The 22016-nt window shown below is 34.7% G+C and carries 16 protein-coding genes; 11 read left to right on the top strand and 5 right to left on the bottom strand.

Annotation, left to right across the window (positions count from 1 at the left end; all coding sequences use genetic code 11):
• Positions 1-144: 144 nt before the first annotated feature.
• From ACEN2F_RS07320 to ACEN2F_RS07285, 8 genes are all read left to right on the top strand, one after another.
• On the top strand, positions 145-2946 hold the full coding sequence (locus ACEN2F_RS07320; protein WP_441737477.1) for a triple tyrosine motif-containing protein: 2802 nt from the start codon (positions 145-147) through the stop codon (positions 2944-2946).
• Positions 2947-3182: 236 nt separating this feature from the next.
• Complete coding sequence (locus tag ACEN2F_RS07315) at positions 3183-6242, top strand: SusC/RagA family TonB-linked outer membrane protein (protein WP_441737475.1); 3060 nt, start codon at positions 3183-3185, stop codon at positions 6240-6242.
• A gap of 11 nt (positions 6243-6253) precedes the next feature.
• Positions 6254-7732 (top strand): RagB/SusD family nutrient uptake outer membrane protein, encoded by a 1479-nt coding sequence (locus ACEN2F_RS07310; protein ID WP_441737473.1) that lies wholly within the window; start codon positions 6254-6256, stop codon positions 7730-7732.
• 19 nt (positions 7733-7751) lie between these two features.
• On the top strand, positions 7752-9347 hold the full coding sequence (locus tag ACEN2F_RS07305) for a hypothetical protein (RefSeq protein WP_441737471.1): 1596 nt from the start codon (positions 7752-7754) through the stop codon (positions 9345-9347).
• 90 nt (positions 9348-9437) lie between these two features.
• The gene (locus tag ACEN2F_RS07300) at positions 9438-11084 is read left to right on the top strand and encodes a family 16 glycosylhydrolase (protein ID WP_441737469.1); all 1647 of its coding nucleotides are present in this window, start codon (positions 9438-9440) and stop codon (positions 11082-11084) included.
• A gap of 66 nt (positions 11085-11150) precedes the next feature.
• Positions 11151-13451 carry a beta-glucosidase BglX gene (bglX, locus tag ACEN2F_RS07295; protein WP_441737468.1) on the top strand — a complete coding sequence of 767 codons (2301 nt, stop codon included), beginning with the start codon at positions 11151-11153 and terminating at the stop codon, positions 13449-13451.
• A gap of 6 nt (positions 13452-13457) precedes the next feature.
• The gene (locus tag ACEN2F_RS07290; RefSeq protein WP_441737466.1) at positions 13458-14213 is read left to right on the top strand and encodes a glycoside hydrolase family 16 protein; all 756 of its coding nucleotides are present in this window, start codon (positions 13458-13460) and stop codon (positions 14211-14213) included.
• A 336-nt stretch (positions 14214-14549) separates the two neighbouring features.
• Positions 14550-15134 carry an RNA polymerase sigma factor gene (locus tag ACEN2F_RS07285; RefSeq protein ID WP_441737464.1) on the top strand — a complete coding sequence of 195 codons (585 nt, stop codon included), beginning with the start codon at positions 14550-14552 and terminating at the stop codon, positions 15132-15134.
• A gap of 294 nt (positions 15135-15428) precedes the next feature.
• Here the strand turns inward: ACEN2F_RS07285 and ACEN2F_RS07280 are convergent, their stop codons facing one another.
• Positions 15429-16079: an endonuclease III domain-containing protein gene (locus tag ACEN2F_RS07280; RefSeq protein WP_441737462.1), complete on the bottom strand. Its 651-nt coding sequence runs from the start codon at positions 16077-16079 to the stop codon at positions 15429-15431.
• Positions 16080-16169: 90 nt separating this feature from the next.
• Here ACEN2F_RS07280 and bcp point away from each other — a divergent pair, with 90 nt between their 5' ends.
• Entirely contained in the window at positions 16170-16622 is a 453-nt protein-coding gene (bcp, locus tag ACEN2F_RS07275) for a thioredoxin-dependent thiol peroxidase (RefSeq protein ID WP_441737460.1), read from the top strand.
• Positions 16623-16844: 222 nt separating this feature from the next.
• Here bcp and ACEN2F_RS07270 read toward each other — a convergent pair whose 3' ends face one another.
• The gene (locus tag ACEN2F_RS07270) at positions 16845-18305 is read right to left on the bottom strand and encodes a TonB-dependent receptor (protein WP_441737458.1); all 1461 of its coding nucleotides are present in this window, start codon (positions 18303-18305) and stop codon (positions 16845-16847) included.
• 93 nt (positions 18306-18398) lie between these two features.
• On the opposite strand from ACEN2F_RS07270, the gene ACEN2F_RS07265 reads away from it, so the two are divergent.
• Together ACEN2F_RS07265 and ACEN2F_RS07260 are read left to right on the top strand one after the other, a co-directional pair.
• Positions 18399-19163, top strand: coding sequence for an MBL fold metallo-hydrolase (locus ACEN2F_RS07265; protein ID WP_441737457.1), 765 nt, complete (start codon positions 18399-18401; stop codon positions 19161-19163).
• 11 nt (positions 19164-19174) lie between these two features.
• Positions 19175-19675, top strand: a complete 501-nt coding sequence (locus ACEN2F_RS07260; protein WP_441737456.1) for a hypothetical protein — start codon at positions 19175-19177, stop codon at positions 19673-19675.
• 58 nt (positions 19676-19733) lie between these two features.
• On the opposite strand, the gene ACEN2F_RS07255 is transcribed toward ACEN2F_RS07260, so the two are convergent.
• The 3 genes from ACEN2F_RS07255 to ACEN2F_RS07245 are packed head-to-tail and all read right to left on the bottom strand — an operon-like array spanning position 19734 to position 21986.
• Complete coding sequence (locus ACEN2F_RS07255) at positions 19734-20381, bottom strand: alpha/beta hydrolase (RefSeq protein ID WP_441737550.1); 648 nt, start codon at positions 20379-20381, stop codon at positions 19734-19736.
• Positions 20382-20386: 5 nt separating this feature from the next.
• On the bottom strand, positions 20387-20728 hold the full coding sequence (locus ACEN2F_RS07250) for a hypothetical protein (protein WP_441737454.1): 342 nt from the start codon (positions 20726-20728) through the stop codon (positions 20387-20389).
• Positions 20729-20732: 4 nt separating this feature from the next.
• Positions 20733-21986 carry a dihydroorotase gene (locus ACEN2F_RS07245; protein ID WP_441737453.1) on the bottom strand — a complete coding sequence of 418 codons (1254 nt, stop codon included), beginning with the start codon at positions 21984-21986 and terminating at the stop codon, positions 20733-20735.
• Between the last annotated feature and the right edge of the window lie 30 nt (positions 21987-22016).

Raw genomic sequence — 22016 nt, 5'->3', positions numbered from 1 at the left:
GAAAAGGGAATGAACAACTCACAAATAATCATAAAAAGCACTACTGAAAAGTGTTTTTCCCCCTAACATCGTTTTAATGTTTTCATTCCAATAAATAAATACTATTTTTAACTTTATTTTGAAAAAATTAACAGCAATATCCCATTGAAAACAAAACTCAACATTTTTCTTTTTTTAATATCTTTTTGTGCTTTTTCTCAAGAGTTGCCGCCAATTGTAAAATACTCTTCGACCACCTATGGCGCAGGAAATCAAAACTGGATGATTTCTCAAGGTCAAAATCATTTTGTTTTCTTTGCAAACAATGAGGGTTTATTAGAATTCAATGGATCCAACTGGGAGTTGTATCCATCACCAAATGAAACTATTATTCGTTCTGTGAAAGTGATTGGCAATAAGATTTTTACGGGTTGCTACATGGAATTTGGTTTTTGGACCAGACAAGCAAATGGCAAACTTAAATATACCTCACTCAGCAAAACAATAAAAAATAAGATTCTTGATGACGAACAATTTTGGAATATATTAAATTATGATCAATGGGTTATTTTTCAGTCCCTAAATAGAATTTATATTTATGATACTGTAACGGGAGGATTCAAAATCATTGCTCCCAATAATGAAATCACGAAGTCATTCCGAACTAAAAATGCGATTTACTTTCAAACCATAAAGGAAGGACTTTTTGAAATTGAAAGTGGAAAAGGACATTTAGTATCTAATAATCCAATTTTACAAACCAATAAAATTGTCAATGTTTTTGCCATTGATGAAGGACTTTTAATCCAAACGCAGCAAAATGGATTTTATAAACTGGTAGGAACTGTTTTGACAAAATTTGTTACCGAAGTTGATTCTCAATTAGCTTCTAGTAGTGTGTATAGCAGTCAATTGCTTAGTGATGGAAGTTTTGCTTTAGGCACTGTTTCCAATGGGATTTTTATAGTAAATAGTAGCGGAAAAATTAAATATCATATCACTCAAAACAAAGGATTGAGTAATAATACGGCGCTCTCCCTATACGAAGACGCCGATAAAAATCTTTGGGTAGGACTGGATAACGGAATCAATTGCATAAATCTGCAATCACCAATACAAAATTTTGTTGATGACACTGGAATTCTTGGAACCGTATATACCTCTAAATTATATAATGGCAATTTGTACGTGGGAACGAATCAAGGCTTATTTTACAAAAATTACTTGACTAATAATGAATTCGCGTTTATAACGGGAACAAAAGGGCAGGTTTGGTCTTTGTTTGAGTACGATGGAACTCTTTTTTGTGGTCACGACTCGGGAACGTTTATAATAGATAATGCTGTTGCAAAAAATATATTTTCAGCATCAGGAACTTGGAAATTTGAAACGGTTCCCAATCAAAAAGGACTTTTGCTTCAAGGGAATTATTATGGGATTTCAGTTTTGGAAAAATCAAATAATAAGTGGAGTTTTAGAAACAAAATAGCTGGATTTGATTATTCTTCTAAATATTTTGAAATTACAAACAGCTTGAATGTATTCGTTAGCCATGAATATAAAGGCGTTTTTAGATTGGAATTAGATCGTAAATTGTTGAAAACGAAACCTTTTATCACCTATAAATCACCCACAAAAGGAAAGAATGCCAGTTTAACAAAGTTTAATAATAGTATTTATTATGCAAATAAAGAAGGTATTTTTAAACTCAATGAGAAAACCAAACAATTTAGTAAAGATATTGTATTGAGTTCTGTTTTTGAAAAAGACGAGTATACTTCAGGTAAATTAATTGTAGATAATTCCAACAAAATATGGTTGTTTTCAAAAAATTACATTCATTATTTTTCATTGAGTAAATTAAGCAATCAACTAAAACAAAATGTGATTCCAATACCCGCTTCATTGACGAATTCGATGCTGGGCTATGAAAATATTACTCAAATTTCGAATTCTAATTATTTAATAGGAACTACTGATGGTTATTATATTTTAAATCTGAATGAATTAAGTTTTAAAAACCATAGGGTTTCAATATCTGCCATCACAACTAATAAGTTGAATGAAAGTCTTGAAAACCGTTCTATTAACGAAGATGGCAATTTTGAGTATGATGATAATAATATCAATATCAATTATACAGTTCCGGAATTCAATAAATACATTAATGCGGAATTCCAATATTTGTTAGAAGGTTTTCAAGACGAGTGGAGCGAATGGAGTGCAAGACCATCCGTAAGTTTCAAGAATTTGCCCTCAGGAAATTATAGTTTTAAGGTAAGAGCTAAATTTGCAAATTCAACTTTAGAAGAAACAGCAGAATATACTTTTACAGTACAAAAACCATGGTATTTAACTTATGGTGCGCTAGTGGTGTATTTCATTTTTATAATTATAATGGCACGATTTATCCATAAAACTTATAAAACGTACTATCAAAAACAAGAACAAAAATTAATCGAGGAAAATAATTTGTTGTTAGAGATTAAAGAGCTTGAAAACGAACAAGAGCTAATGCGCATTAGAAACGAACAGCTTTCAATAGACGTTGATACTAAAAATAGAGAGCTGGCTGTTTCCACAATGAGTTTAAATAGTAAAAATGAGTTGCTGGCTTTTATAAAAGACGATTTAAAGAAAACACCGGATGATGGCAACAGAAGTATAAAATCAGTAATTTCCACAATTAATAAAAATATTAGCGAGGGGGACAGTTGGAGCGTTTTCAAAGAAGCTTTTGACAATGCTGATAAAGACTTTTTGAAAAAAATTAAATTGATTCATCCATCTTTGACTCCAAATGATTTGCGATTGTGTGCCTATCTGCGATTGAATCTTTCCTCGAAAGAAGTTGCTCCTTTGTTAAATATTTCTGTACGGAGTGTTGAAATAAAAAGATATCGTTTGCGTAAAAAAATGGATTTGTCGCATGAACAAGGACTTGTTGAGTACATTTTAGCTGTATAGTTTTCTCGAACTCCTGTGAATAAAACTATACATTACCACAACAATACCGTTATTGTTGGCGTTTTTTAGTTTGTTGTGGAAAAACATTCTCTTAATTTCTTCTTAATTCGCTGTATTTTTTTGAGAATTAGGAATAAAGTATACAATTTATTGCGTTGTATGTTTTTTGTTGTGGTTCTTTTTGATTTATTGGTGGTACTTCCGATTAATTTTATCATTCACAAAAAACATAAATTATGAAGTCACACTATCTACTAATCCTTTTTCTGTTTCTATCCTCTTTTGGTTTTGCCCAAGGATATGATGTTGGAGGCGTTGTTAAAGAAGCAAGTTCTGGTTTACCAATTCCAGGAGTAAATGTTAAAGTCAAAAATGGAACAATAGGATCAGCAACAGATATGGATGGTCGCTTTAACTTAAAGGAAGTTCCCTCTGGTGCAACACTTGTATTTTCTTATTTAGGATTTAAAAATCTAGAATATAAAGTGGTTTCTAATAATAGTTCACTTTCTATCTCTTTGCAGGAAGATTCTAATACATTAAACGAGGTGGTTGTTATTGGTTATGGAACCCAGAAAAAGCGAGAAGTAACAGGAGCTGTTTCTGTTGTAGATAGCAAAACCTTGGAAGCTTTGAAACCAGTAAAAATTGAACAAGCATTACAGGGTACTGTTTCAGGTGTGAATGTGACTACTACATCAGGTGCTCCAGGTGCAGCTTTGGATATTCGTATTCGTGGTATTGCCACTAATGGGGATAACAGACCACTAACCATTATTGATGGTTATATTGGGGAACTTGGATTGCTTAATCCAAATGATGTTGAGTCTATCACAGTTCTTAAAGATGCGCAGGCTGCAATTTACGGTTCTGCTGGTGCCAATGGTGTTATATTGATTACCACAAAAATGGGGAAAAAGAATTCGAAAGCAAAGATCAGTTACAATACATATACTGGTTTTCAAGAAACTTCAAGAACTTTGCCTTTATTGAATGCTACAGAATATGCTCTGTTATTGAACGAAAGTTATGCTAACGGTGGTAATTCACTTCCTTATCCTAATGTTTCAGGCTTAGGCAGTGGGACAAATTGGCAGAATGAAGTTTTCAGTACTAGTGTGCCTATTATCAATCACGACATTTCTTTTTCAGGTGGTTCTGACAAAATTACTTATGCTATAAGTGGTTCTCATCTGGATCAAGAAGGAATTATTGGCGGAGACAAATCTGGGTTTTTACGGAATACAGCAAGAGTGTCTTTAGGAGCCGATGTTACCGATAAATTAAAATTAAAAACAAACGTAATCTATACTTATTTTAATAGAAAATCATTAAACGAAAGTGGTTTGGGTTCTGTTTTGTTTAATGCTTTGAATACACCAGCAACGCTAAATCCTTATGATGCTAGCGGTGATTTCACGAAAGTGCCTACAACTACAGGATTAGGAATAGAAATTATAAACCCATTGGCTCAAATGGCCAATACCTATAATGACTATAACTTCAAAAAAATAAACGGTAATTTTGGATTGGATTACAAGCTTTTCAAGGATTTCACGATTACAAGTTCAATTGGTTTTAATACTTCAAATAGTGAATCTAAATCTTTTGCCAAACAAATTTTGTATTGGATAGAGCCTGCGGATAAAATCTTTGATGTATTGAGAAGCTCTGTTTCTCAAAATGCAATTAATGACAATGACTATTCATTCGATTTATTTGGAACTTACACCAAGAAAATTGGGGAAAACCATAATGTCGTTGGAACAGTAGGAAATACTATTTTTAAACAGTTTGGAAACGGATTGTATGCTACTGGTTTTGATGTTCCATATAATTCATGGGAATTTGCTGATATTGGCTTGACAAAAGGAATTACAGAAACAGTAACCAATAGCTCTTATAATTATGACGAAAGAAGGCTTTCTTATTTTGCAAGAGGACAATACGACTACAAAGGGAAATATCTTTTTTCGGCCATGATTCGTCGTGATGCTTCAACTAAATTTGGACCCGGAAACACAGTAGGATACTTTCCATCTTTTACAGCGGGTTGGGTAATTTCAGATGAAGGTTTTTTTGGAGAAGATAAAATACTAAACTTCATGAAATTAAGAGGTAGTTACGGTACTTTAGGAAATGACCAAATTCCTAATAATGGCTATATCTCACAATTGACAGGGGAAGCAACTTATGTTTTTGATGGTGCATTGGTCAATGGATTATCAGTTGGACAAATTCCAAATCCAAATTTAAAATGGGAAGAAGCCAGAAAATTTGATGTTGGTTTAGATCTTAAACTGATCCAAAATAAAGTGTCTATTGTTGCCGATTATTTTATTGATACCCGTGCGGACCTATTAATCCCAAACATTCCTGTTTCAGGAATTAATGGAACGGCAGCACCAGGATCCGCATCTCCAACAATTAATGCAGGAACGGTAAGAAACTCAGGATTAGAGTTTTCGGTAGATTATAACAATAAGTTTTCAGATAACTTTTCGATGAGTGTGGGATATAATGTTACTTTTCTTAAAAATGAAGTATTGGCGGTTGAAAATGGAACTGGATTTATTGAAGGTGGTTCTTTTGGCGTAGGCCAACAAGCACCGTCAAGAATGGAAGTAGGACTTCCGATTGGTTATTTTTATGGCTATAAAACAGATGGTATTTTTCAAAATCAGGCAGAAGTTGATGCGCATCCGTCTCAATTATCTCTGGGTGCTGATGCAAGTCCGGGCGACCTTCGTTTTGTAGATGTCAATGGGGATGGAATCCTTAATGCGAGTGACAGAACGAATATTGGAGATCCAATTCCTGCTGCTACTATGGGTTTCAATTTACAAATGAATTATAAAAACCTTGATTTTGCAGTCTACACATTTGCATCTGTAGGGAATGATATGGTTCGAAATTATGAAAGAAATCTTACTGATGTCAATCGTCTTAATTATGTTCTTGACCGTTGGACCGGTGAGGGAAGTACTAATACGACTCCAAGAGTAACTACAAGTGCTACAGGGAATTCTACTTTTAGCAGTTATTTTGTGGAAGATGCTTCTTATCTAAGAATCCAAAACATACAATTAGGCTATACATTAGATTCTAAATATTCTGAAAAAGCAGGAATTACAAAACTACGATTGTATGCTGGTGTCAATAACTTGTACACGTTTACAAAATATAAAGGTTTTGATCCGGGCGCTTCTAATGGAGCTCCAATTGGCGGCGGAATTGACTATGGTTTTTATCCAATCCCAAGAACCTATTTGTTAGGTTTAAACATTAATTTTTAATTCATATTAAAATGAAAAAGTATCTAATTATTACCCTTGTAACGATAACAGTCTTCTCAACGGTAACCATTTCCTGTAGTGATGATTTTGTAGATCGACCTGTAGAATATTCAATTGATTCTGAGAATTATTTCAATTCAAAATCAGATTACGATAATGCTTTGATTGCAGCGTATGATTTGTTGCAATCCACATATCTCAATGTAATATTAGGCGAAATAGCCTCAGATAATACCTTGGCCGGAGGCGAAAGTCAATCAGACACTCCTGGTTTTCAACAAATTGATGATATGATTCATACTCCTGTCAACAGTAATCTGAAAAACTTGTGGGACTGGATGTTCGCCGGAGTACAAAGAGCCAATTACATTTTAGAATTCAAAGACAAAACAGATTTTGAAGGAAAAAATCAAGTGATTGGTGAAGCTCGTTTTCTTAGAGCCTATTATCATTTTGAATTAGTAAAATGGTTTGGTGGAATCCCATTGAAAGGAGATGCAAGATTCAGTTCTGGTGACGAGAAAATAATTCCCAGATCTTCAGTTGCAGAAGTATACGCTTCTATTGAAGCGGATTTAATCTTTGCTTCTCAAAACTTATCTGCAACAGCAGCACAAAAAGGGAGAGCAACTAAGGGCGCTGCTTTAGCATTATTAGGGAAAGCGTATTTGTACCAAAATAAATATCCACAAGCAGCCATAGCGCTTGAAAGTGTGATTTCAGCTTCGTCTTATTCATTGGTTTCGGATTATAATAGCATATTTGAAAATGACGGTGAAAATGGTCTAGAATCAGTTTTTGAAGTACAATATACAGATGTGGAAGGGGCAGGTTTTACATGTCTCCAATGTAGTGAAGGTAATGTAGCTGTAGGTTTCAGTGGTCCAAGAAATTATTCTGGTAATTTATTTACTTCAGGTTTTAGTTTTAATGTTCCAACTCAAAAAGTTGTAAATGCTTTTGAAGCGGGCGATAACAGAGAAGCGGTAGCAATATTAGACATCGAGGCTTGGGCAACAGCAACTGGAGCTACATTTGGAAAAGGGTATGAGCATACTGGTTATTTTAACAGAAAATACATTCCAAGAAAAAGACGTACTGATGCACAAGGTGACCTTAACCTAACAAATCCAAATAATTACAGAGCCATACGTTATGCTGATGTTCTTTTGATGGCAGCCGAGGCATACAATCGTGGAGGGCTTGATGATAGCAAGGCCAGAGGATATTTAAACCAAGTAAGAAGACGTGCTTTTGATGATTTAAATCATGATATTTCATCTTCTGGTGCTGCTTTGACGGACTTTATTTTAGCAGAAAGAAGAGTTGAATTAGTAGGTGAAGGACACCGTTTCTTTGATTTAGTACGAACTGGTAAAGCAGCTCAGGAAATTACTGGATTCACAGCTAACAAAAATGAATTGTTTCCAATTCCTATCGAGGAAATTCAATTTGCAAATGGAAATTGGACACAAAATCCTGGATACTAAAAACTAATATTATTTAAATATGAAAAACTTAAAATTAATACTAAGTCTTTTTGTTCTAACTATCTTTTTGGGATGTTCGGACGAAAATAATGACGTGGATCTGGATAGTGTGAATGCACCTTCAAATATATCTGCTCTGACTACAATTACACAGGATAACTCTGGAAATGTTACCTTTTTGCCAAAAGGGGAAGGTGTAACTCAATTCGAAATTTATTTTGGGGATGCTACTACAGCACCTGCTTACGTAAATCCGGGAGGTACAGTTACCCATAAATATGCAGAAGGTAAATTCCAGGCCAAAATTGTAGGGGTAACTTTAAATGGAAAAAAAACAGAAACAATTCAGGAAGTAACAGTTTCGTTTTTAGCACCAACAAGTTTTGAACCAACGATAACAATTGGAAGTAACCTTTCAGTTAATGTGACTGCTACAGCGGAGTTAGAAACGTTCTTTCAGGTTTATTTTGGAGATGTAGCTAATGAAGTTCCAGTAGATTTCATGCAAGATGAAGTTATAACACACACGTACATTAATCCGGGAACGTATCAAGTAAAAGTGGTGGCCTTGAGTGGAGGTGTTGCTACAACAGAAAAAACACAAAGCGTTACAGTAACTAACTTATTTGCTGCTCCAGTTCCTACGATTCCAGCGGCTAATGTTATATCGATGTTTAGCGACAGTTATACTAATGTTGCTGTTGACACATGGAGAACTTCTTGGTCACAAGCAAATTTAGAGGATATCGACATCAGCGGTAACAAAACTAAAAAATACAGTGCCTTGAATTTTGTAGGTATAGAAGCGACTTCTTCTCCAATCAATGCTTCGGCAATGACTTTCTTTCACATTGATATTTGGTCCTCCGATTTAACAGAGTTTAAAGTTAAATTAGTCGATTTTGGAGCTAATGGAGCCTTTGGTGGTGGAGATGATAAAGAACATGAAATCACAATCTCAAATCCGGAGAAGGAAAAATGGGTAAGTTTAGATATTCCGTTAAGTAACTTCACGGGATTGACCACTCGTTCTCACATAGCCCAATTAATTCTAGTTGGAGCTCCTTCGGGAAGCACTACAGTTTATGTGGATAATGTTTTCTTTTACAATCAAGCGGGTTCAATTACAGCATCGCCAACTCCAACTGTAGCGGCATCTAAAGTGATTTCTATGTTTAGCGATGCTTACACAAATGTAGGAGTTGACACTTGGAGAACTTCTTGGTCAAGTGCCACATTGACGGATTTAAGTATTAATGGGAATGCTACAAAAAAATATAGTGCTTTAGATTTTGTGGGTATTGAAGCAACAACAACTCCTATAAATGCGTCTGCAATGACCCATTTTCACACAGACGTTTGGTCCTCAGATTTTACGCAATTGAAAATAAAATTAGTCGATTTTGGGGCTAACGGAGCTTTTGGCGGTGGAGACGATGTTGAACACGAAATAACTGTTGCATCACCAGCCAAGGGAATGTGGGTAAGTTTAGATATTCCGTTGAGTTCTTTCACGGGATTAACCACAAAAGCACATATTGCACAGTTAATTTATGTAGGATCTCCTGCAGGAAATACGACCGTTTATGTTGATAATGTATATTTTCATAATTAATAAAAAATAGATAAAATCAATTCCTTACGAATTTAAAATGAGTGCGTACGTAAAGAGTATCGCAACTGGATTTTTTAAAAAATAGTAAAAATGAAAAAAATAATAATAAACATAGTATCCGTTTTTGTCCTTCTTTTGATGGTCAATTGTCAGGAGGATAATTTGGGTTTTGGAGCGTTAGACACGCCAGCAAATCTTCAGGTTACAGCAGAAATTCTCGGCAAGACAACGGCTTTACCAAACGGGGATGGTTCGGGGAAGGTAAAATTCACGAGTACGGCGGAAAATGCTATCTCATACAAATACGTTTTTAGTGATGGAACTTCGCAGAATTCGCCAAGTGGTATTCTTGAAAACACGTTTGCAACACCAGGTACTAATACGTACACAGTGACTGTTATTGCTTCTGGAGCAGGAGGGATAGCAACTAATATGACTTTAGAAGTGACTGTTTTTAGTGATTTCAAAGATGAACAAGCGGTACAATTCTTAACAGGCGGTGCGTCTAGAAAATGGTATTGGGCACAATCCGAAGATGGTCATTTGGGTGTTGGTCCAAACGTGGCATGGTCGGATCCTACTTTTGGCACCAAAAATTACTACCCTGATTTCTACTCTGCAAAAGCAAATGAAAAATCAGCAACTTGTTTGTACAACAGTGTAATGACTTTTTCATTAGTTGGAGGCCAAATGAAATTTGAATTGGATAACAAAGGGCAGACTCTTTATAACGGTGCTTTAAAAGGTGGTGGCGATGATGCTTGCTACGATTTAAACACCAGCGGTGCAAAAACAGTAACCTTGAGCAAGTCAGAATCTTTTATTACTAAGAATCCAGATAACGCTACTCAAACTAGAGGTACAATGATCAATATTGCAGATAGTGGTTTTATGGGTTATTTCGTCGGAACTAGTTCTTACGAGATTCTATCAATCACTGATAACCGTATGGTAGTTCGAGTGATTCAGTCAGGAAATCCATTTTTAGCATGGTATCATACTTTTACAACAACAGCTCCTGGATCAGCTGGAACGACAACACCAACGGATTATACTGTTTTAAAATTTAGTGATGAGTTTAATGTAGACGGTGCTCCAGATCCTACAAAATGGGGTTATGATCTGGGCACAGGAGATAATGGTTGGGGTAATGGCGAAGCGCAAACCTATACAAATGCAGCTGATAATGTGATTGTTCAGGGAGGAAATCTAAAAATCACAGCAAAAAAATCAGGAACAGGTTATACTTCCGCACGATTAAAAACAGAAGATAAATTTGAATTTACTTATGGTAAAATTGAGGTAAAAGCAAAATTGCCTGTTGGTGGAGGAACTTGGCCTGCAATTTGGTCTTTGGGACAAGATTACAAAACAAATGCGTGGCCAAAATGTGGTGAAATTGATTTCATGGAGCACAGAGGGAATGATCCAAATGTCATTCACGGAACATTACATTATCCAGGTAATTTTGGCGGAAACGGAAACACAGCTAAAACAACAATAACAAATGCGGCTTCAGAATTTCATATTTATAAAACAATTTGGAGTCCAACTTCTATTCAGTTTTATGTAGATGATAAACTTTTTCATACCTTTTCTAATAGTAGTTCAGTGCCGTTTAATAGTGATTTTTTCATGATTTTGAATGTGGCAATGGGAGGAACTTTTGGAGGAGCGATTGATTCTGCTTTTTCACAATCTTCTATGGAGATTGATTATGTAAGGATTTATCAATAAAATATGTAAGAAATTTATAAAGGTCGGTTTTATACCGGCCTTTTAATTATAATAAAAAGTTTGAAGATGAAAAATAAATCCCTCTTAGCATCATTTGCAATAGCTGCTTTAATTATTGCCGGCTGTAGTAATAAAATCTTGAAATCGCCTGTTTCTTATTCTAAAGAAAATGTGTTGGACACAAAAGTAGATTCAGTTCTCCAATTGATGACTTTGGAAGAAAAAGTGGGTCAACTTAATCAGTATAATGGTTTTTGGGATATTACAGGTCCAACTCCAAAAGAAGGTCAGGCGGCTAAAAAATACGAAGACCTGAAAAAGGGTTTAGTAGGTTCGATGCTGAATGTAAAAGGAGTTAAAGATGTAAAAGCATTGCAAAAAATAGCGGTGGAACAAACCCGATTGGGGATTCCATTACTTTTTGGGTTTGATGTTATTCACGGTTATAAAACTATTAGCCCAATTCCGCTTGCTGAAGCAGCAAGTTGGGATTTAGAGGCGATAAAAAAATCGGCTGCAATTGCGGCAGAAGAAGCTGCTGCTGTAGGATTGAACTGGACTTTTGCTCCAATGGTTGATATTGCACGCGATGCCCGCTGGGGGCGCGTTATGGAAGGAGCCGGTGAGGATCCATTTTTAGGAAGTAAAATTGCAGTTGCGCGTGTACAAGGTTTTCAAGGTGAAGATTTAGCAGCGACGAATACTATTTTGGCTTGCGCCAAACATTTTGCAGGATATGCTTTTGCTGAATCTGGAAGAGATTACAATACCGTTGATATAAGCGAAACCGTGTTGCAAAACACCATTTTTCCACCTTTTAAAGCGGCAGTTGATGCTGGTGTGAGAACATTTATGAACTCTTTTAATGAACTGAATGGAATTCCCGCAACAGGAAATGCTTATTTACAAAGAGAAGTATTAAAAAGAGATTGGAAATTTGATGGTTTCGTAGTTTCGGATTGGGGTTCTATCAACGAAATGATCCCACATGGCTATGCAAAAGACAGTAAGCAAGCAGCTGAAATAGCAATTAATGCAGGTTCAGACATGGATATGGAATCCAGTGCGTATGTGGAGCATTTAGTGGCATTGGTTAAAGAAGGTAAAGTCAAAGAAAGTGATATTGATGATGCTGCAAGACGAATATTGAAAGTAAAATTCGAATTGGGTTTGTTTGATGATCCTTATAAATACTGTGATGAAAGTAGAGAATTAGCAACCGTTGGAAAAGCAGCCTTTCAAGAAGGAGTTTTGGATGTAGCCAAAAAGTCTATCGTACTTTTGAAGAATGAGAAGGAATTATTGCCTCTTAAAAAATCTGGCCAGAAAATCGCTTTAATTGGTGCTTTGGCAAATGATAAAACGAGTCCGTTGGGAAGTTGGAGAATAGCTGCTGATGATAATTCGGCTGTTTCGGTTCTGGAGGGACTACAAAAATATTCAGGAAATCAACTCACTTATGTTAGAGGAGCCGATGTAACCGAGGGAAGAACACAATTCATTTGGGAAACTAAAATCAATACGACTGATAGAAGCGGATTTGCAGAAGCTATTTCAGTTGCAAAACAAGCTGACGTCGTTGTGATGGTTTTAGGAGAACACGGTTTACAATCAGGCGAGGGCAGAAGTAGAACTGATTTAGGGCTACCAGGTGTTCAACAAGAATTATTGGAAGCAATTTATAAGGTCAATCCTAACGTGGTTTTGGTTTTAAATAATGGTCGTCCATTAGCGATTCCATGGGCTGATGAAAATATTCCTGCAATTGTAGAAGGGTGGCATCTAGGAACACAAAGTGGGAACGCCATTGCGCAGGTTTTGTATGGAGATTACAATCCAAGCGGAAAATTACCAATGACTTTCCCAAGAAACGTAGGTCAGATTCCTATTTATTACAATTATAAAAACACTGGAAGGCCAGTAATGAACGAACCTGAAAGTGTGTTTTGGTCGCATTATATTGATGAGAAAAATTCGCCTTTGTATGCTTTTGGTCACGGTTTAAGTTACTCTAAATTTGAATATTCGGATTTGCAATTATCATCCAAAGAATTTGCTAAAAACGGTAGAATTGAAGTTTCTGTAAATTTAAAAAATACAGGAAAAGTCGTTGGAAAAGAGGTAGTTCAATTGTATATTAGAGATTTGATAGGTAGTATTACGCGTCCCGTAAAAGAGTTGAAAGGATTTGAAATGATCGAATTGCAACCTAACGAAACTAAAAAAGTAGTATTTACCATTGATGAGAAAACAATCGAATATTTCACTGCCAATAAAAAATGGGAAGCAGAAGCAGGAGACTTCAAAGTGTTCATCGGCGGAAGTTCAGTAACAAAATTGGAAGGAGATTTTCAATATTCTAATTAAACTAAAATGAAAAAAATACTAATACTATTACTTGTGGTCAATTTTTCTTTTGCACAACAAAGCAAAAGGAAACTGGTCTGGGAAGAAAATTTTGACGGAACCACATTAAATGAAAAAAGTTGGAATTTTGAGCTTGGGGATGGCTGTCCTAATTGTGGTTGGGGAAATAACGAACGACAATTGTACACAAAACAAAATCATAAGATTGCTAAAAACAAGTTAGTCATTACTGCTAAAAAAGAGGGTGATAAATACACTTCGACACGAATTACCACCCAAGGCAAAAAAGAGTTTCAATACGGTCGTTTCGAGGCCAGAGCAAAGTTGCCTGTTGGACAAGGAGTGTGGCCTGCTTTGTGGATGTTAGGTTCAAATATAAATCAAGTTGGCTGGCCTAAATGTGGTGAAATTGATATTTTAGAATACGTTGGGAAAGAACCCAATATGGTTTTTACTTCTTTGCATACGCAAGACAGCCACGGAAATACTATCAACACAAAGAAAACAAGATTTGATAATATCGAGGAAGGGTTTCATGTTTATGCAATGGAATGGACCAAAGACAAAATTGATTTTATTGTAGATGATATTTTAGTATACACGTTTCAACCTGAAACTAAAACAGAGGCGATTTGGCCGTACAATCAGCCATTTTATATTATTGTCAATATGGCGATAGGTGGAAATTTTGGAGGACCAGAAGTAGATGACACTATACTTCCGCAAGAGTTTATCGTTGATTACATCAGAGTTTATCAGTGATTTTTAAAATAGTTAAAACTAAAATAAGGTTTTGTATTGTGTTGTACAATCACAAAACCTTGTTTTAGTTTTTTTTTATATTTAAGAAATTTTTAATAATAGGATCCTATTTTTGATGCATCAATGTGCTATTTGTGTTTTGAATGTGAAAAAACAAAATAAACTTTAACAAATTTTAACGAACGTTTGTTAAAATTTATTAATTTTACTTGGATGTTAAAATATTAATTAGTTAAATTTGAAAATCTTAACCAACTAAACACACTTTAGCCTATACTACAAAACTACTTTTTAGAGAAAACTCTCCAATTTTAATTAAAACTAAAAAGTAAAATTATGGTTACTATACAACACCCAGACGCATTATTGGTAAAAGAATACGTCGCAGGTAATGAGGATGCCTTAGCTAAATTGATAGAAAGACATGAATCAAAAATCTATGGTTTTATATATTCTAAAATCCCAGATCGAGATATTACAAAAGACATTTTCCAAGACACTTTTATAAAAGTTATAAAAACTTTAAAATCAAATTCTTATAATGAAGAAGGTAAGTTTTTGCCTTGGGTCATGCGTATTTCCCATAATCTCGTAATTGATCATTACCGAAAAACTAAGAAAATGCCAATGTTTAGAGAAACAGAGGAATTTTCGATTTTTTCTATAATGTCTGATGATTCCTTAACGATCGAAAATAAAATAATTTCGGAACAAGTTGTTATGGATTTAAAAAAACTGATAGAAGAACTTCCTGTTGATCAAAAGGAAGTCTTAGTAATGCGAATGTATCAGGATATGAGTTTTAAAGAAATTTCAGAAACAACGGGAGTTAGCATTAATACTGCCTTAGGCAGAATGCGTTACGCCTTAATGAATTTGAGAAAAGTAATTGATAAACATCAAATTGTTTTGACCAATTAACAATATCTTGAAAATTGCTGCGTTGTAATACAAAACAAATAGGTATTACTTTATGGCAAAAATTTACTCAAAAAAATCGCTAGTTTCTCAAAAAATGAAACCAAGTAAGGAAACAGTTTCTTTTCTATTAAGCTATTCGAAGGCATTAATGATAATAAAAAAAGACAATATAATTTTCGAAATTATATCAAATTAGAATTAAATTGATTTACAAAAAATGTTTTCAATTTTTTAGATCATAAAAGTAATAAAGCCGCTAATTCTCCTTGGAAATGGCGGTTTTTTCTTTTCGTTTTATTTTTTATAATACGTATCAAGTACTGATTTCCTGCCAATTGTTTTGGTAATAATATCTTTATCTAAATCCCAGCCACGAGCCGGAGAATATTCTCTTCCGTACCAAATAATTTGCAGGTGTAAATCATTCCAAGTATCCTCAGGAAAAAGGCGTTTAGCATCCTTCTCTGTTTGTACTACGTTTTTTCCATTGGTTAAATTCCAGCGGTACATCAAGCGATGAATGTGTGTATCTACGGGAAAGGCAGGTACGCCAAAAGCTTGTGACATCACAACGCTGGCCGTTTTATGTCCCACCGCAGGTAATTCCTCTAGAAATTCAAAACTTTGCGGTACTTCTCCCCCATGTTTGTCTATTAAAATATGCGATAAACCATGAATTCCTTTTGATTTCATTGGCGATAAGCCACAAGGACGAATAATTTCCTTAATCTCCTCTACAGACATTTTGATCATATCATAAGGATTATCCGCTTTTGCGAAAAGCAAAGGTGTAATCTTGTTCACGCGCACATCCGTGCATTGTGCAGATAGTAAAACCGCAATCAATAAACTATAAGGATCCTTATGATCTAGTGGAATTGGGATGGTGGGATATAATTCTTTTAACGTATTTATAACAAAAGTTACACGTTCTTGTTTATTCATTATTTGTTAAATTTGAATGGTAAAGAAAAACAATTTCAGTGCCAAAAGCAAAAAATCAATTTGTATTCAAATAAATAAAAAAGTTAAAGAATGACAACATTAAAAAAAGGAGATAAAGCACCAAGTTTTGCTGGTCTGGACCAAGACGGTAAATCACATCAACTAGCAGATTACGAAGGAAAAAAATTAGTCGTTTTCTTTTATCCAAAAGCAAATACACCAGGATGCACGGCGGAAGCTTGTGATTTGAGAGATAATTTTGAGAGATTTCAAGCCAATAATTATGAACTTCTGGGAGTTAGCGCTGATCCACAAAAAGCACAAGCTAAGTTTAAGGAAAAGTATGACTTCCCGTTCCCATTATTAGCAGATGAAGATAAATCAGTTATTCAGGCATTTGGGGTTTGGGGACCCAAGAAATTCATGGGAAAAGAATACGATGGAATTCATAGAACTACATTTGTTATCGACGAAAACGGAATCATCGATGAGGTTATTTCCGCTGTAAAAACTAAAGCACATACTGCTCAAATACTTAAATAAGAAATTTGTGGTTAGTTTTGTGTTCTTAGTTACAGCTAAATTAGATTAGGTTTCCAAACCTTTAAGTCAGATTATTAAACAAAAATTAAAGTCCAGAATAACGGTTTTTTTCTACCGCTGTTCTGGACTTTTTTTTATAATTGAATTCGCTATTCGATTACTAATTTTGATTGGTATCAAAACAGCTATTCACAACTCAATACACATTATTGAAAACTTGTATTAATTTATTTCTTTCAAAACCTTATTTGGATCAAATCCAAAGAGTCGGTATTCTTTAATTATTTCTGCAATACCAGGTGGAAGCATTGTTTCCCAGCCTGGTTTGCCATTATTAATCATATTTAGAACTTCACGAGAAAAAACTTCTAAAATAGAAGGATCGTAGTCAGTTATATCAACTACTTTTCCATTGAATTTAAAGAATTTGTAAAGTTCTTTCATTCTTGGATGTACTTTTAAATTTTCGGATGTGATGATTTCTCCATTTTCGTCAATCATTGGGTATAAGAATACTTTCATATCGCGATAGAACAATTTTCCAAAAGCTTCCAGAATTCCACCGCTCAAATGACGATAATATTTTTCATCAAAGATATCAACTAAATTATTTACACCCATAGCTAATCCCATTCTGGCTTTGGTATAATTAGCAAAATATTCCACTACTTTATAATATTCCTGGAAATTTGAAATCATTACAGTTTGTCCAAGAGAGCATAATAATTCGGCGCGATCCATAAAATCTCGCTCGTCGATTTCTCCATCAGATCGTAAATTGGATAAAGTAATTTCAAAAATCACTAATGTATTTTCGGGACTTACCTTGCTCTCATTTAAAAACATTTTTAGGGATTTTTCGTACATATCCATGTTGACTTTTGTAACTGGACGGAAACTTCCTCTAAAAGCAAGAATATTTTTTTTGTATAAAATGGCTGCAGGAAGAATGTTTTTGCCGTCAGGGTTAAACATCACAGCATCAGTCATTCCGTTTTTGACTAATTGTAAACTCATTAAACGATTGTCTACATCAGCAAAACGTGGACCTGAGAAATTAATAGTGTCAATTTCCAATTGATCTTTGTCTAAATGGTCGTACAAATAGCGCAAGATACGTTTAGGGTCGTTGTATTTGTAATAGGCACCATAAATAAGATTCACGCCAAGAATACCAAGTGTTTCTTGCTGCAAACGAACATCCGTTTCTTTAAACCGAATGTGCAAAATAATTTCGTTGTAATCCTCATCAGGTTCAATTTGGTAACTAATTCCAACCCAACCATGTCCTTTGAATTGTTTGGCAAAATCAATGGTTGCAACGGTATTGGCATAACTAAAAAACATTTTGTTAGGATGTTTTTCTCTGCTCAATCTTTTTTCTATGAGGTTTACTTCATGTGAAAGCATTTTTTTGAGTCGGCTTTCAGTGACGTAACGCCCATCTTCTTCAATCCCGTAAACGGCATCACTAAAGTCTTTGTCATAGGCTGACATTGCTTTTGCAATTGTTCCTGACGATCCACCAGATCTAAAAAAATGTCGTACAGTTTCCTGTCCTGCTCCAATCTCAGCAAAAGTTCCGTAAATATTTTCGTTCAAATTTATGCGGAGCGCTTTGTCTTTAATTGAAGGGATTTGTTCGATGATTTTATCACCTTTTAATTTTATTTCTGTATCCATTTTCTTTTGTGATGGCTAATTTTTGCAAAGTTAACGAATTAGGCTTCTAATGAAAGGGAATTAACCCTATTTTTGCAAATAAAAGCAATAAAATTGAAGGTATATTTTTTAGGAACTGGTACATCACAAGGCATCCCCGTTATAGGGAGTAATCACCCTGTATGCAGAAGCACTGATTTTAAGGATAAAAGGCTCCGAGTTTCTGTGTGGATTTCGTGGGAGAATTTTTCATTTGTGATTGATTGTGGACCGGATTTCAGACAGCAAATGCTCGCATCAAATTGTCTTGCGGTGGATGCAATACTCTTTACCCATGAGCATTCTGATCATACAGCGGGAATTGATGATATCCGTCCTTTTAATTTCAAACAGGGAGAACTACCTATTTATGCGCACCAGCGAGTGATACATAATTTGAAGAAACGTTTTGATTACGTATTCGAGACGGTTAACAAATATCCAGGAGCTCCAGCAGTAAAAACGAATGAAGTCATCAACAACCAACCGTTTGCTATTGGTAACAAAATGGCTATTCCAATCAACGTAATGCACGGGAATTTACAGGTTTTTGGATTCCGAATTGATGATTTCGCTTATTTAACAGATGTAAAAACTATTGATAAAGCAGAAATTGCGAAGCTTAAAAATTTGAAAGTACTGGTTATAAATGCATTACGAGAAGAGCCTCATGACACACATTTTAATTTGAAGGAAGCGTTGGATTTTATAGCTTTGGTGCAACCAAAAAAAGCCTATCTCACACATATTAGTCATATTATGGGATATCATGAAGAAGTTCAAAAAAACCTTCCAGAACATGTTTATCTCGCGTATGATAATCTAGAAATTAATATTTAATTGTAATTAAAATGAAAAAATCATTCTTACTTTACCTCACGATCCTGGCAGTACTTTCTACTATTTTTACGTACATGTTTTTAAGCAAGCAGGTCGCATTTGAACAAAAAAGATACGAAAAAACCACGAAAAAATTGAGAGATAGTTTGAGTTTAGTTTCGAATCAAATAGCGGATGCCAGCTATTTTTCTTTGGAAAAAAACGAAAACGCGCAAAATTATTTTGATACTTCTAGTTCAGAAAAAACAATTCAGTACGAAAAATTAATTCCTTTTGTTACTGAAAAATTATTGGATCTTAATTCCAACCCAAAAGGAAATCCCTATACGGGTCAGGACCAAATTGGTGCTAACAAATTTATTATAAACAAGGTAAGAATCCTAAATCACAGATGGATTATTGCGGATTTTAGCGACGGTGAAATTTGGGGAGAAGTTTTGTTGAAGTACTTTGTCAATCCGGATGATAGTATCTCATTTGAAGTAAATCAATCTTTATTGTATCAGAAATAAATAATCTGTCGCCGTTTTCATGAATTATGCCTTGAAAATGGCGACAGCATGTTGAAAGTTATTTTTCCTGAAGCCAATTTTTAAAATCGTAAAAATTTTGTGGAGCTACGCCATGACCAATGGGATATTCCTTGTAGGTTATATTTATTCCTAAATTTTCTACGATTGCCGGTGTTTTTCTAGCCCATTCTACTGGAATAACCTGATCTACCGTTCCGTGTGAAGCAAATATTTTTAGGTTGGTAAAGTTATTTTTCAAATAATCATCAGCCATAATTTCTAAATTCAAATAGCCACTCATAGCAACTACTTTCTGAACTTTTTCTGGGTAGGAAAGTGCAACAGCGTAGCTAAGTATAGCTCCTTGGCTGAAGCCAACTAAAGTAATTTTTTGCTCATCAATGGGGTAATTATCAAGTAACTCATCAATAAATTTCGCGATTAGATCCCTTGAAATTTTGGCTTGCTCGTGGTCTGAAAATTTGTTCTCGTCGGCATCAAAGTTGATGGCGTACCATGCATAAGCACCGTATTGCATATCATAAGGAGCACGCGCGGAAATAATATAATATTCTTCTGGAAGTTCAGTAGCAAATGAAAATAAATCATCTTCATTGCTGCCGTATCCATGCAGTAAAAGGATAAGAGGATTTTTGTCTAATTTTATTTTAGGTTCTCGTATTTTATATTCTAAAGATAAATTCATTGTAGTTATGATATGTTTGATAGCCATTTTTGATAATAAGCTCCCAATAAAGGAACTGGTTTTGTTTCGCCTTTTATAGCACTGCTAATGCCGTAAGACCACAAAACAAATATAAAAATCCACATAGGAGCTGAAATCATTAAGCTGTCAAAATGGCTGATAATTAAACCTAATGATATAAAAGTTAATGTGAGTCCAAGGCCTTGACGAATATGAAATGATGCAAACGCATTTTTGTCTTCGGAGTTCATAGACATTGCAATAAAAACGCCAATCCCTAAAATATAGCTTGTTATCGCAGCGGTTTTTCCTGATTCAGAATTATTATTATTATTATTATTATTCATTTTTCTATGCTAAAATTAATTTTCCTTGATTTATAATTCCGTACACTTTCCCTTTTATTTCAGTACCTAGAAAAGCAGAATTTTTAGATTTGGATAAAATGCAGGACTTTGTAAAAATACTTTTTGGTTCTGGATTAAATAAGGTAATATTTGCCTTCGAACCTTCATTAATCGTTTCTGTTTCGATTCCAAAAGTTGTTTTTCCAGATGTCAATTTATCTATTACAGTTTCTAACGGCAATACAGTCATCAAAGCACCAAAAGCACTTTCCAATCCAATAGTTCCGTTTTTAGCACCGTCAAATTCCATTTTCTTGTGTTCAATGTCCATCGGATTATGATCGGATGTAATCATATCGATCGTTCCGTCTTTTATTCCTTTTAACAATGCTTTTCTATCGGATTCAGTTCGAAGTGGTGGTGAAACTTTATAGCGGGTGTCAAAACCTTCCAGTTTTTCATCTGTTAAAACTAAATGATGTACAGCTACACTACAGGTTACATTTAGTCCATTGGCTTTAGCCTCTTTGATTAATTGAACTGATTTTTTAGTTGAAATGGTCGGAATGTGAAGTTTTCCGCCGGTATATTCTAACAAAAATAAATTGCGTGCTATTTGTAATTCTTCGGCAAGATTTGGAATTCCTTTCAAGCCTAATCGGGTAGAAACTGTACCTTCATTTGCCACTCCGTTTCCTTTTATATTTTCGTCTTGGCAAAAAGCAAGAATCAATCCATCAAAATCCTGAACATATTGTAATGCTATTTTTAGCAAATTAGCATTATCCAGACTTTTATTATAATCACCAAAAGCAACCGCTCCGGCTTTTTTCATATCATATAATTCGGCCATGTCTTTTCCCGCACTTTCTTTGCTCAAAGCGCCAATAGGATACAGTTGAGTTGCAAATCCTAGTGCTTTGTTTAATACAAAATTCACTTGAGATTGATTATCAATAATAGGGAAGGAGTTGGGTTGTAAAACGATTGCGGTAAAACCGCTTTTAGCTGCAACATTGAGACCGTTTGATATGGTTTCTCGGTCTTCAAAACCAGGCTCTCCAAGCGAAACGCTGCTGTCAAACCAGCCTTGCGAAACATGCAAATTATCAAGTTGTATTTCCTCTGCTTTATCTGGATTTGGAAGTGATGTTCCAATTTTTTTTATAAAACCATCAACAATTAAAATATCTGTAGTCTTATTATGAAAGGGACTTTTTGAATCGATAATTTTTGCGCCTCTGATGATTAATTTCATATGTAGATAATATTTGTTTTTTTTAATGGA

Origin of the sequence: Flavobacterium sp. W20_MBD1_R3, assembly GCF_052119725.1 — a bacterium.
Lineage (GTDB): Bacteria > Bacteroidota > Bacteroidia > Flavobacteriales > Flavobacteriaceae > Flavobacterium.
The sequence above is the reverse complement of the archived record's forward strand: the minus strand, read 5'-3'. Positions and strand labels throughout refer to the sequence as shown.